Annotated in this window: 12 protein-coding genes; all 12 read right to left on the reverse strand. The window is 58.3% G+C overall.

Annotation, left to right across the window (positions count from 1 at the left end):
- Window positions 1-291 precede the first annotated feature (291 nt).
- The gene (locus KGB25_RS04870; protein WP_223434387.1) at window positions 292-1,497 is read right to left on the reverse strand and encodes an MFS transporter; all 1,206 of its coding nucleotides are present in this window, start codon (window positions 1,495-1,497) and stop codon (window positions 292-294) included.
- Window positions 1,497-2,237, reverse strand: a complete 741-nt coding sequence (locus KGB25_RS04875; RefSeq protein ID WP_223434388.1) for an alpha/beta fold hydrolase — start codon at window positions 2,235-2,237, stop codon at window positions 1,497-1,499. The genes KGB25_RS04870 and KGB25_RS04875 overlap by 1 nt, the downstream gene beginning before the upstream one ends.
- Window positions 2,238-2,279: 42 nt before the next feature.
- A complete protein-coding gene (locus KGB25_RS04880; RefSeq protein ID WP_223434389.1) occupies window positions 2,280-3,137 on the reverse strand; it encodes a cache domain-containing protein in 858 nt (285 codons plus the stop codon).
- 60 nt (window positions 3,138-3,197) lie between these two features.
- Complete coding sequence (gene panC, locus KGB25_RS04885; protein WP_223434531.1) at window positions 3,198-4,049, reverse strand: pantoate--beta-alanine ligase; 852 nt, start codon at window positions 4,047-4,049, stop codon at window positions 3,198-3,200.
- Window positions 4,050-4,053: 4 nt separating this feature from the next.
- Entirely contained in the window at window positions 4,054-4,605 is a 552-nt protein-coding gene (locus tag KGB25_RS04890; protein ID WP_223434390.1) for a glutathione peroxidase, read from the reverse strand.
- Between the two features lie 24 nt (window positions 4,606-4,629).
- Window positions 4,630-5,754 carry an acyl-CoA dehydrogenase family protein gene (locus KGB25_RS04895; RefSeq protein WP_057005060.1) on the reverse strand — a complete coding sequence of 375 codons (1,125 nt, stop codon included), beginning with the start codon at window positions 5,752-5,754 and terminating at the stop codon, window positions 4,630-4,632.
- A 42-nt stretch (window positions 5,755-5,796) separates the two neighbouring features.
- Window positions 5,797-6,597: a crotonase/enoyl-CoA hydratase family protein gene (locus KGB25_RS04900; RefSeq protein ID WP_057005059.1), complete on the reverse strand. Its 801-nt coding sequence runs from the start codon at window positions 6,595-6,597 to the stop codon at window positions 5,797-5,799.
- Window positions 6,594-7,667, reverse strand: a complete 1,074-nt coding sequence (locus KGB25_RS04905) for an acyl-CoA dehydrogenase family protein (protein WP_223434391.1) — start codon at window positions 7,665-7,667, stop codon at window positions 6,594-6,596. Before KGB25_RS04905 ends, KGB25_RS04900 begins: the two co-directional genes overlap by 4 nt.
- Complete coding sequence (locus tag KGB25_RS04910; RefSeq protein WP_083376145.1) at window positions 7,667-8,815, reverse strand: acyl-CoA dehydrogenase family protein; 1,149 nt, start codon at window positions 8,813-8,815, stop codon at window positions 7,667-7,669. The genes KGB25_RS04905 and KGB25_RS04910 overlap by 1 nt, the downstream gene beginning before the upstream one ends.
- A 110-nt stretch (window positions 8,816-8,925) precedes the next feature.
- Complete coding sequence (locus KGB25_RS04915) at window positions 8,926-10,233, reverse strand: amidohydrolase family protein (RefSeq protein ID WP_083376144.1); 1,308 nt, start codon at window positions 10,231-10,233, stop codon at window positions 8,926-8,928.
- Between the two features lie 112 nt (window positions 10,234-10,345).
- Window positions 10,346-11,623 (reverse strand): cytochrome P450, encoded by a 1,278-nt coding sequence (locus KGB25_RS04920; RefSeq protein WP_223434392.1) that lies wholly within the window; start codon window positions 11,621-11,623, stop codon window positions 10,346-10,348.
- A gap of 139 nt (window positions 11,624-11,762) precedes the next feature.
- A complete protein-coding gene (locus KGB25_RS04925; protein ID WP_223434393.1) occupies window positions 11,763-12,266 on the reverse strand; it encodes a carboxymuconolactone decarboxylase family protein in 504 nt (167 codons plus the stop codon).

Raw genomic sequence — 12,266 nt, forward strand, 5'->3', positions numbered from 1 at the left:
GACATTTACTTTGACTGAAGCTACCATTGCAGAAGCTGCTCTTGATCGATTACAACCCTTGCTAACGGGCAGAAATCGGCCAGTAGCGGACTCTCGGCAATCCGGGTCAGACTCCAGCTTGCGAAGAAGACACGTGATTTGGCGCTCTTCAACTTGACCATCGACAGCAAACTACGTGCCTGGGACTTAACCAAGCTGCGAGTCCGAGACTAGCCCATGGGGAACCTTTCGACGTGTCGTACTTTGAAGCGGTACTGCAAGTCGCGTTCAGATCTGGCTAACAAGTCATTATCAGTTACCCAGATGATCACTTCGCCAACATAGGCAGAGCACCACCAAAAACCCGCCTATCGACATCAGCGCCGCACAGAGAAAAATCGCGGCATAGCCAAATCCTGAAGCAATAAGCCCCATGACCGGCCCGGCCATCCCCACTGCAATATCAAAGAACAACGAGAGAGCACTGAGCGCCGAATTTCGGTTCGCGGGAGGAGTGCTCGCCAATGTCTCCACGCCTAGCCCCGGATAAATCCATGACACCCCTATTCCGGTCAGCACTCCACCGGCAATGGCCAGAGCAGGAGACGGCGCGAGCCATATCAGCAGCATGCCCAAAGTCTGTACAAGTAGGCACCCCCCCACCACGCGGTACCCCCTGTATCGCTGCAGTATCCCCGGCGACGACAAGCGCGCAACGATAAAACCCGCCCCGAAACCACTCAGGCAGTAAGCCGCGTGATCCCAGCTCAGGCTGTCGAAATACAGTGCGACGAAAGCGGTCAGTCCGCCAAACCCTACCGAGCTACAGACCAGAACGAGGCCATTGGGCATGACGGCGAACAGCACTCGATGAAAGGCCAGACGGGCACCTGCCACCAACGGCGCCGGACGCTTGCCCAGTGCCAAAACCAGGAACACCAATCCGAACAATACCGTGCACAACCCAACACTGGCGAGGCCCAGTGAATGGCGAAGCAACACACCCAATGGCGCGCCGACCGCCGTACCGCCGTAGGCCGCGATCCCATTCCACGACATGACCTGTGCTGCCCGAGGGGCACCACATAACCCGATGGCCCAGGTGCAGCAAGGCGTGGAGATCATGGCCGTGGACGCACCCAGCACCAGCCTGCCCAGCAGTAACAGAGTCAGGGTCAACCAGAGGTGGGTGGGAAGCATGATGGCGAGTGTCGTCAGGCTGCCGCTCACCATCAGGCCACCGAACCCACACACCACCGCGTATTTGGCTCCCAGTCGATCTGCTACACCGCCGGCCAACGGACGAGCCAGGAGTGTTGCCAAGTACTGCGAGCTGATCATTACACCAGCGAAAACTGAGGTCAGGCCCAAGTCATTGAGGACGTAGCCCGGCAACACCGCAAGCGGCAAGCCACTGCAGACGTAGGAGATAAAGTTGAAGACGATAATGGAAAGGATCAACCGGTTGCTGCGGATTGTCTTACCGTTGCCATGACTTAAAACAACGAACTCGCTCATCACTCATCCCGCTCTATACCCCGTACGACATCCGCCAGCAGCTGCGGGTGTGATACGAACGGCTCGTGCGCGGTATCTATCTCTATAACCACGCCAGCACCTGCACGTTGCGCAAAACGGCGCTGCCAGTCCACGGGCAAAATGTTGTCGCGCAGTGTGATGATGTAACTCGCCGGAATCATTCCCGAGTATCCCTCACGGCTGATGGAGTCTGTCGCCACACAGAGTGGCGTTGTGTCCTGGCTCACTTCGCCTAACAGCCAACCCAGGGTTTGCTCATCCAGGTCTTGACCGAACATGGCCACAGCCAGCGCTTGAGGAGTGGTTTGCGCGGGGTCCAGCGGCCAACCGACATGTTCCGGGCTCTCGCCGTGCAGCGTAGTGCCAAGCAACTCCAGAATGGATTGGCTTTCACTGGGCAATGCGCAGGCCAGGTACACCAGCTGCGAATACAGCTGAGGAGCGGCCAGCACCATCATCGGCAGCACGGCCCCAGCGATGGAATGCCCAAGCAACATGGCCTGGTTCACACCCAATGCATGCAGGTCTTCATTGAGTTCGTTGACCACATTGTCCAGCCGCAGGGATGCAACATCCCTACCACGCTTCTTGCCGCACCCAGGCATATCCAGAGTGATTACTCGTTCGAAACATCCGGGTTGCTGGTTTAACGCCTCCACAAAAGGCCCCCAACACCACGAGCCATGATTGCCGCCATGCAGCAACACTAAATCGGTCATGCGCACACTCCTTGCTGCGGGCGCCGGTGGTCCCTGTTCTGATCACTTGATTGCATAGCAGCCCACGGCGACGACGTACCCGTTCACACGCTGCAGAAAAGTCCTCTTGTATTCGTTCTGCCCGGTCATAGGGTTGCGCCATTGATAGGTGATCTCACCTGCTTCATGCGTATTCATTTGCTTGAGAATGTCCTCGCCAATCGGCTTGCCGTCGGTTGAGCGCAATGACTTGAAGTCGGTGCCGATCAGCCGGGGCGAAAAGCCGTGAGCGACGAACCGCTTGGTTTTCAGGTCCACCACAAAGGCGTAGAGATCATCCTGGGTAAGCTGCTTATCGTGCTGATTAATGAGCCCGACGGTGGTTTTCGCGTCGCTGGCAACTTGCGACGAAATCTGGCGCAGCAGCTGTTGTGCCTGTTCAGGGCTTGACCGTGGCATGTAATAACCCACGGAGATCACCCGGTCTTTCACACGTTGGTAATACACACGTTTACGCTCGACCTTGCCATGTTGCCAGTTCCACCACCGATACTCGGCACTACGCACAATGCCGTCGTCTGGCTGCGAAATGGCTTGCTGGAATGCAACCTTGAGGTCGTCGTCCAGAACGCTGACCACCGGTTTTCCGACCAGTGAAACCGAAGGCCCTCCGCTGGCAAGCATCACACCGGAGGTATCGACCACGTAAATGTACAGTTCACCATCGACATAGGCTCCCTGCCGGCTGAACTCGGCAAGAGCGGTGTCGCCCTTGGCTTTGTATTCGGCGACAGCTTTTACCAGCAAGGCGTTGGCACGCTGGGTGTCTGCATCATAGGCATCCACTGGTGCTTGTTGAGCGCCGACGACAAGGGAGACAAGACACAGGCCAAGCGCGGCGAAAGCTCGATACAGGCTCATTGTTGTTATTCCTCTGATGATTTTTCTGATGTCGCGATGACCCGTGAAGGTTGATTCGCGTCACCGAAGGTCCACCATCAAGTTATCGATAAGCCGCGTCTTACCGACGCGGGCCGCCACCAGAATGACTAGATGAACATCGCGACTCGTCACCGGATTCAAATTCTGCGCATTTCGGACTTCAAAATAATCCAACTCAATGCCGGCAGCTGTCATGCGTTGGCTACAGGCCAGTAACTGGCCCTCGTCTACCCGCTTCTCCCTCCGAATTGACGCAGCCATTTGCTTCAGACACGCGTAAAGAAGGGGAGCGGACGAGCGTTCGTCCGCATTCAGATAGCCGTTGCGGGACGATAATGCCAAGCCATCCGCCGCGCGGATCGTTGGTGCGCCGACGATGTCAGTGACCATATTGAGGTCCTTTACCAGCGAACGAATGACGGCCAGTTGCTGATAATCCTTTTCACCGAAAACCGCCACGTCTGGCTGAACGATGTTCAGCAGCTTGGCAACGACCGTCGCCATTCCGTCAAAGTGACCAGGGCGTGCCGCACCGCAAAGACCTTCAGACATGTTCGGCACACTGACGACGGTCTGGCTGAGCATGCCATCCGGATAGATCTGTTCGACAGTGGGGGCAAACAGCACATCACAGCCAGCGTTGACCAATTTCTCCCGATCGGCGTCGGGCGTCCGGGGATAGTTGGCCAGATCTTCATTTGCTCCAAACTGGAGTGGATTGACAAAGATGCTCGCGACGACAAAGTCAGCACGCTGCTTCGCGCAATGAATCAAGGCGATATGACCGTCATGCAAGTTGCCCATGGTAGGCACCAGGGCGACTCTCCTGTTTTCACCTCGTGCACGGGTCACGAGGGCACGAAGCGCGCTGACTGTTTCGACTGTCAGCACCGGTTCACACCCCTTGGGATAATTGAGCTTCGATTGCCGCAAGCAGCCGAGGATCATCAGCTGCGACATCCGAGGCGAAACGAGCAACGACAGTGCCCTGACGATCAATCAGGAACTTCTCGAAATTCCACAGCACGTCCGTCGTGTTTGCGGACTCAATGCCATACCCCTTCAGACGCTCCCGGAAAGGGCCCTCACCCGTAGTCTCAGGCTGCGCTTCAGTGAGCTTCGAATACAGAGGGTGCTGGTCGGAACCGACAACCGAAATTTTCGAGAACAGCGGGAAATGAACGTCGTAGTTCACAGAACAAAACTCGACGATTTCCGCGTCACTGCCGGGCTCTTGCTCCCTGAAATCGTTGGCTGGAAAACCCAGCACCTCCAAGCCCTGAGATTTTTTGCTTTGGTAGAGCTTCTCAAGGCCTTCGTATTGCGGGGTCAGCCCGCATTTTGAAGCGACGTTGACCACCAACAGGACTTTGCCCCGATAGTCGCCAAGGGTACGGATGCTTCCATCGATCTGCTTCAGCGAAATGTCGTAAAGGGAGTTACTCATCTGTTTGCCTCATGCAGTTGTGCTTCAAAGGGTACGGCCGATGATTTCTTTCATGATTTCCGAGGTGCCGCCATAGATACGCGCGACCCGGGCGTCGACCCAGGCACGGCTGATCTTGTATTCGCTCATGAAGCCGTAGCCGCCGTGTAATTGCAGGAACTCGTCGAGCAGCTTGCCCTGCATTTCCGATCCCAGCAGTTTGGCCATGGCCGCGATTTCCGGCGTCAGCTCACCGCGCATCACTTTGGCCAGGCAGTCGTCGACGAACACCCGCAACATGGTGGCTTGGGCCTTGGCTTCTGCGAGTTTGAAGCGGGTGTTCTGGAAGTCGAGTACCGGTTTTCCGAAGACCTTGCGCTCTCGGGTGTAGCCGATGGTTTCTTCCAGCAGCGTGTCGATGGATTGCGCAGCACGGATCGCGATGATCAGGCGTTCCCAAGCCAATTGATGAGTCAGGTATTTGAACCCCATGCCCTCCTCACCCAATCGATTGCCGACGGGTACTCGGACTTCATCAAAAAACAATTCGGCGGTGTCTTGCCCTTTCAGACCGATCTTTTCCAGCAGGCGCCCCTTGGCGAAGCCAGCTCGGTCTTCCTCAACACAGATCAGGGTCAGTTCTTTGGCCGCTGGATCAATCTTGGTGGCGGTGACCACCAGGCCAGCATTTCCGCCGTTAGTGATGAAAGTCTTCTGACCGTTGACGATGTAGTCGTCACCGTCACGCCGCGCCGAAGTACGCATGGCTCGCAGGTCGCTGCCAATGCCCGGTTCGCTCATGGCAATCACGCCAATCAATTCACCGCTGACCATGCGTGGCAGCCATTGCTGCTTCTGCTCTTCACTGCCATAGGCAACGATGTAAGGGGTGACGATTTCCGAGTGCGTGGTAAAACCCACGGCGGTGGCGTTGGCCCGCGCCAGCTCTTCGATCATCACTGCCGAGTGACCGAAGTCGCCTCCGGGGCCACCGTATTCTTCGGGCACCGTGGAGCATAACAAGCCGTTCTCACCGGCCTTGAGCCAGACTTCCTTGGGAACGATGCCGTTCTTTTCCCACTCATGCAGGTAGGGCACGATTTCGCGGTCGACGAAACGGCGGGCCTGATCACGGAACATGTTGTGGTCTTCTCGAAATACGCCACGCATTTTGCTTACTCCAGATCGATGCTTGTATTAGGCGATGAGTAATCAGCGGTCCTGGTAATTGGGATCGCGCTTGTCGACAAAAGCCGCCACCGCTTCATGATGGTCTTCGGTGTGATGCGCCAACGCCTGATACGCCGCCGACAATTCCAGCAGCGAATCGAGGCGCATATGTTGGCCTTCACGCAGCAGACGCTTGCACAGGCGTAACGCATGACCGGGATTACTGGCGATTCGTCGCGCGAGCGCCTGCGCTTCCGATTGCAGCGTTTCGTGGGTGCAGACTTGCTCGACCAGACCCCATTCCAGCGCCTTGGCTGCATCGATAGCGTCACCGGTAAAGGCCATAAGACTGGCTTTAGGGATACCAATGATGCGCGGCAACAGCCAGGCGCCGCCGTCACCCGGAACGATGCCCAGGCGCACGAAACTCTCGGCGAAGATCGCCTTGGGCGCCGCCAGCCGGATATCGCACATACAGGCAAGATCGAGACCCGCACCGATTGCCGGGCCGTTAACCGCGGCGATCACCGGGATATCCAGCTCATAAATCGCCAGGGGAATACGTTGAATGCCGTCCCGGTAGGTATTGCGCAGTTCATACGGCGAGCCGGCGAAAATGCCGCCGCGCTCGTGCATGTCCTTGACGTTACCACCAGCACAAAATGCGCTGCCATTGCCGGTGAGCACCATGACCCGTACCGACATGTCACGGCGCAGTTCAGCGCAGAGATCGACAAACTCCTGAATCTGCTCGCGCGTCGTCAGAGCATTGCGGGTATCGGGATGGTTCATGCGCACGGTGACGATGCCGCCCTCGCGCTCAATCTGTAGAAACGGGCTCATACCGGATTACTCGCGAGACGGGTTAAGGGTTGTTGGCCATGGCTGGTGAGCAACGGCCAGTATCCATCGCTGCCGCCTTGGCATATTTGAGTACCCAGGCGCTGACTCCAAAGGCTGGCCGAGCCGAATTCACTGCGCCACGCCCACAACCGACGGGTGAGCAGATGCAGCGGATATTCCTCGGTAAAGCCGATGGCGCCATGCACCGAATGGGCGATGCCGGCACCGATGCTGGCGGCTTCGGCTGTGCTGATTTTTGCCGCGGCAATGGTCAGCGCTGCGAGCCCCGAACTGGATTCCGTGAAAGCTGCCTCGGCCGCGATGCCGGCGGCGGCAGCCTGCTCAGCGAATACTGCGAGCTGTTGTTGAATGGCCTGGAAAGAACCGATCGGCTTGCCGAACTGCTTGCGTTCACCGGCGTAGTTGGCGGTCATGTCCAATAGCGCGTGCAATGCCCCGGCGGACTGTGCCGCGCGCAACATTGCGCCGCCCAACTCCAGAACATTGGCGTCCAGCCCGCCGGGTAGCGGCGCTTGCGCCAGTACCTGAGCGCTGGTGAAACCCAAATCATCGCGCGGTTCGCCCGCCACATTCAGACTCAACGTCAGCTCGCTCGCGGCGCTGCGCGGCAGCAGCACCACATGCGCAACGCCGGTTGGGCTATTGGCGATGGCGACGACCGCTTCAACGTTGCGCCCCCAAGGGACCGAACAGGCGGTGCCATAAACGCGCTCGCCATCAAGCACCAGATCGGAATTGGCGGCCACGCTGATGGCACCCGCCCTTCCCTCCAGGCCGGCCTTGCTCAGCAGCCAGTTACCGAGCAGGGCTTCACCCAAAGGTGCCGGAACTGAAAAGCGCCCAGCGGCACGGACCAACACATACATATCGGCCCAACTGGCTTCAGCGCCGCCCAGCGCTTCGGATACACCCGCCTGGGTGAAGCCCGACTCGTCCAGCGCGGCCCATAACTCGGCCGGCCATTCGCCGCCTTCACAACCCATCACGTAAGCCGGCGTCGCCAGATCGGCAAACAGGCGTTCAATCGTCGCTTCGAATATCTCGCGCATTATCGCAACCCCAGGCCGCGGGCAATGATGCCGCGCAGAATTTCACGAGTGCCCCCGCGCAGTGAGAATGAGGGCGCCATCTGTGTCAGGTAAGCCAGCACGCGTGCATGCTCGCTGCCGCCGTCCTGCCGTGGCTCGGTTTCCAGCAACAGCTGGGCAACCTCGGGGATTTCCTGCTCGAAGGCATTACCAAGGTCTTTGACGCAGGACGCCGCCCAGGCGGGATGTTCACCCGCTGCCAACTGTGCCGTGACCGACAACGACATATTGCGCAGCGTCAGCAGCTTGGCTGACAGTCGCCCGATCTCCCGCGCTTGTAGTGCGTCAGGGGTCTTGCCCACCGCGTCGATCAGTGTTTTCAACAGCGCCATGCAACTGAGGAACCGTTCAGGGCCGCTGCGCTCGAAGGCCAGTTCGGCGGTCACCTGATCCCAACCCTTGCCCTCAGTGCCAATCAAGGCGTCGGCGGGCAGCCGCACATTGTCGAAAAACACTTCGTTGAAGTGCTCGCCACCGGCCAGGTCGCGAATCGGGCGGATGGTGATGCCGGGCAGGCTCAGGTCGACGATAAATTGCGACATGCCCTCATGCCGGGCCGCTTGCTTCTCACCGGTACGCACCAGAGCAATCATGTACTGCGAATGGTGCGCGTTGGTGGTCCAGACCTTCTGGCCATTGACTAGCCAGCTATCGCCATCACGCACCGCAGTGCTTTTGATCGAAGCCAGGTCCGAGCCGGAATTGGGTTCGCTCATGCCAATGCAGAAGTAGCTTTCACCCCGGCAAATGGCTGGCAGGTAGTGCCGTTTTTGTTGCTCGGTACCGAAGCGATTGATCAGCGGTCCGCTTTGCCGGTCGGCGATCCAGTGGGCCGATACCGGCGCACCGGCGGCCAACAATTCTTCTATGATCACGTAGCGCGCAAAAGGACCCGCCTCGCCACCACCGTAGGCTTTGGGCAAGGCCATGCCGACCCAGCCTCGCGCGCCGAGTTTCTTGCTGAATTCAGCGTCGAAGCCCATCCAGGACTGCGCACTCAAGGTGGGTGGGTAATCGGCCAGTGTGTCGAGAATGAACGCCCGCACTTCGGTGCGAAGCGCTTCCGCCTCGGGAGGAATATTGCTGTAGGAAAATTGACTGATGGCCATATGCGCTCTCTAACGCTGAACACAGGCGCAATCGCTTCGAACGAAGCGACCACAGAACGGCAACCGCTCCACAGTCGCCGTTGGCCGGCGACTGTAGGAACAGCGGCAACTTACAACGCGGTTTGCGCGTCAGCGTCGGCGAACATCGCATTGATGTCGCCGGAGGTGACCGGCTTGTTGTCGTGGCGACCGTGATCGGCACCACCTAAGCCCAGGGCTGGCTCGATGCTGACGTGCGTGGCCTGAGCCCGCAGCGCGCCGACCGTGCAGTTTTCCCGCCCATGGATGGAGAACGGATCAAAGGAAAACTCACGCATGGCGTTCAGGTGAGTGACCTTGTCGATCATCTCTTTGGGCAGGTGCTGCAACCCTTCCCACGCGGTCTCCGGAGAGTTTGGCCAGGTGCAGTCGGAGTGCGGGTAATCGCTTTCCCACGTGACCATCTCGGCGTTCAAGTAATCAAGGTTCTTCAGGCCGAAATTATCTTCGATGAAGCAGGTGATGAAGTGCTTGTTGAAGATGTCGCTGGGCATCTTCCCGTCGAAGTTGGAATTGGTCCACGCGTTATGGTGACGGTGGGTGAAGTCAGCACGCTCCAGCAAATAAGGAATCCAGCCGATGCCGCCTTCGGAAAGGGCCATGCGCAGGTCGGGGAATTTCTTCCACATCGGCGCCCAGATCCAGTCAGCGGCGGAGTTGGCGATGGAAATCGGCATGGAGGTGATCCAGGCGTCGATAGGCGACAAATCCGAAGCGTGTTGAGCTTTCACGCCGGTACCGATATGGCAGCAGATCACCACCTTGTTATCGCTGCAGGCTTTCCACAGCGGGTCCCAGTAATCGCTATGGATCGACGGGTAGCCATGAATGGCCGGGTTGTCCGACAGCGAAAGCGCGTGCACGCCCTGTTTGGCCAGACGTTCGACTTCGGCAGCGGCGGCTTTCATGTCCCACCACGGCACGATCATCAGCGGAATGAAGCGGCCTGGCGCAGCGTTGCACCAGTCGTGCAAATGCCAGTCGTTGTAGGCCTGGATGGCTGCCATCGACACATCGCGGTCAGCGTGTACCTGGAAACGTTGGCCGGCAAAGCCCGGGAAGGTGGGGAAACACAATGAACCGAGCACGCCGTTGGCGTTCATGTCGTCGACGCGGTCCTTGATGTTCCAGGTGCCACGGCGCATCTGGTCGTAGCCCAGTGGCTCCATGCCGTATTCCTCTTTGGGTCGACCAACCACGGAGTTAAGGCCCATGTAGCCAGTGGCCTGCTCCTCGAAGACCCACACATCACGATCACCCTTTTTGACCACATGCGGCTCACGCCCCTTGAAACGGGCAGGCATGTGGCGAGCAAAAGCATTCGGCGGCTCGATCGCGTGGTCATCGACGCTGACAAGAATCAGATCTTCAACTTTCATTGTTTTCCCCTTCGCATTCGGGCTTGTTGTTGTGCCTGAATCATAGTGCACATCACCAACTAATTAAACACATTTTTTGAATGTGTTCATATTAATTCAAGCACACAGTCCATCAGTCCCACAGCACGTGCAGATAGTGCGGACCGCGCAGCTGTGCGCCGACGATCTGCGGCCCGGGTTTGTCGGGGTCGAGACGGATGTTGGGCATCAGGTCGAGGATTGCATTGAGTGCGCAGTTGATTTCGGTTTTGGCCACGAACTGACCGATGCACATGTGCGGGCCAAAGCCGAAGCCAAACGATGGTTTGGGTTTGCGGTCGATGTCGAATTTATCGGCAATTTCGAAGGCGTCTTCGTCGCGATTGGCCGAGGTCACTATGCACTGCACCATTGCCCCTTCAGGGATGGCTACACCGCGAATCTCCAGGTCCCTGGCGGCCTGACGCACCTTGAAGGTGGCCACCGGCTCAAAGCGCACCGCTTCGTCGATGGCTTTGTTCACCAGGCTGCGGTCATTGCGCACCCGCTCCAGCACATCCGGGTGTTGCAACAGCAACGACATCAAAGTGCCGAAGGTGCGAGTCGTGGTTTCGCTGGCGGCCGGGAGCAATGAGCGTACAAAAGTGGCGATTTCATGATCGTCCAGCGACCGTCCTTGATACTCCGCGTTGATCAGCCGGCTGATCAAGTCATCGCCCGATGCGCCCTCAGCGCGACGCTCGGACACCACGACTTTCACTACGTCGTACAAAGCTTGTGCAGCTTGCATCGCGGCGCCACGGGCGGCGGCGGCTTTTTCCGGATCGACTTGCGGGCCGGCAAGGATGGCCAGCGCCCAGGCTGCGTACTGCTCGATCTGCTCGGGACGGTCTTCGGGAAAGCCGATCAAGGAGTAAATCACCCGGATCGGAAAATACAGGGCAAAGTCCATCAGGTCGGCGCCCTTGGCCGGCACCATCGGTTTGAGATACTCCTCACGAATCACGCGATCGATCTTGGTTTCTTTCCAGCGATTCACCGTCTCGGGCATGAATACCGGTTGCAGCAGGTTACGGATGTTCTTGTGAGCATCCCCGTCCATTGCGGTAAGGATCAAGCCATCGAAAAACGCACCCAGCCCCTCGGCGATGAAACCACTGGTAAAGGTGCCGGCGTCACGCATGACCGCCATGACATCGTCGTATTTGAACAGTGTGAAGGTCGGCCGGCTGGCATCCAGGCCGGCAATCGATGGCACGCCCAGACTCGCCATGAAGTTGCCTTGCAGCACGGGCGAATTGGCGCGCATATCGCGGTAGGTCGCGTGCAGGTCGATATCGCTGGTACCGCGATAATTACTGGCTACATCGGTGAAAGCCTTCGTCAGGTCGTTCTGCGCCGGTGTGGACATGATCGTCTCCGCTATTTTTGTCATTATTTTTTGTCAGGCAGCAGCTGAAGGCCCTGCCTTCTGGCTGATAATAGGCCCGACTGGACCTGCATTGGACACTTATTAATTATTTGATCAACTATTTGTACTGCGAGACGTGTCAGTAGGCCTGCTGCACCAGTGTCATGCGGCCACCCGCCAACATCAGCGCGCAGTACAGCCCCAGCTCTGCCACTTGGGCATCAGAGAAAAACTCCCCGAGTCGCAAGAAATGCGTGTCGTCGATCTCCAGGTAATCGCTGGCAAACAACTCGGCATAACGCAACGCGGCACGTTCGGCTGGCGTGAAGGACTCGCGGTCTGTGGCCATGCACGCAATATCCTCTTCCGTCACTGCGTCGGACTTGCGCGCCAGTTGGCAGGCCTGGCAAGTGGTGATGCTGGCGATTTTCAGCCGCACCAACTCGCGCAAACGCTCATCAAGCAGGCTGTCGCTGTGCAGGCTCTCCATCAAACCCAGCCAGGCCAGGGCTACCTTGGGTCGGTGAGCCCAGACCTGCACCGGTGTCGTTGAACTGAGCATGCGACTGCGCCGGCCCCGCTCCACCGCGTCTTGCAACGCAGCCGGCATGGCATCCAGCGGGATCAGCGGTAGGCGCGCCAT

The sequence above is a fragment of the Pseudomonas sp. BF-RE-21 genome (genome assembly GCF_019947305.1).
GTDB lineage: Bacteria > Pseudomonadota > Gammaproteobacteria > Pseudomonadales > Pseudomonadaceae > Aquipseudomonas > Aquipseudomonas migulae.

What these genes read in the sequence shown, in the direction of transcription:
- KGB25_RS04880 (WP_223434389.1), bottom strand. Translation starts at nt 3,137, where the DNA reads ATGAGCCTGTATCGAGCTTTCGCCGCGCTTGGCCTGTGTCTTGTCTCC.
- KGB25_RS04895 (WP_057005060.1), bottom strand. Translation starts at nt 5,754, where the DNA reads ATGCGTGGCGTATTTCGAGAAGACCACAACATGTTCCGTGATCAGGCC.
- KGB25_RS04920 (WP_223434392.1), bottom strand. Translation starts at nt 11,623, where the DNA reads ATGTCCACACCGGCGCAGAACGACCTGACGAAGGCTTTCACCGATGTA.
- KGB25_RS04900 (WP_057005059.1), bottom strand. Translation starts at nt 6,597, where the DNA reads ATGAGCCCGTTTCTACAGATTGAGCGCGAGGGCGGCATCGTCACCGTG.
- KGB25_RS04910 (WP_083376145.1), bottom strand. Translation starts at nt 8,815, where the DNA reads ATGGCCATCAGTCAATTTTCCTACAGCAATATTCCTCCCGAGGCGGAA.
- KGB25_RS04875 (WP_223434388.1), bottom strand. Translation starts at nt 2,237, where the DNA reads ATGACCGATTTAGTGTTGCTGCATGGCGGCAATCATGGCTCGTGGTGT.
- KGB25_RS04905 (WP_223434391.1), bottom strand. Translation starts at nt 7,667, where the DNA reads ATGCGCGAGATATTCGAAGCGACGATTGAACGCCTGTTTGCCGATCTG.
- KGB25_RS04925 (WP_223434393.1), bottom strand. Translation starts at nt 12,266, where the DNA reads ATGGCGCGCCTACCGCTGATCCCGCTGGATGCCATGCCGGCTGCGTTG.
- KGB25_RS04915 (WP_083376144.1), bottom strand. Translation starts at nt 10,233, where the DNA reads ATGAAAGTTGAAGATCTGATTCTTGTCAGCGTCGATGACCACGCGATC.
- KGB25_RS04870 (WP_223434387.1), bottom strand. Translation starts at nt 1,497, where the DNA reads ATGAGCGAGTTCGTTGTTTTAAGTCATGGCAACGGTAAGACAATCCGC.
- KGB25_RS04890 (WP_223434390.1), bottom strand. Translation starts at nt 4,605, where the DNA reads ATGAGTAACTCCCTTTACGACATTTCGCTGAAGCAGATCGATGGAAGC.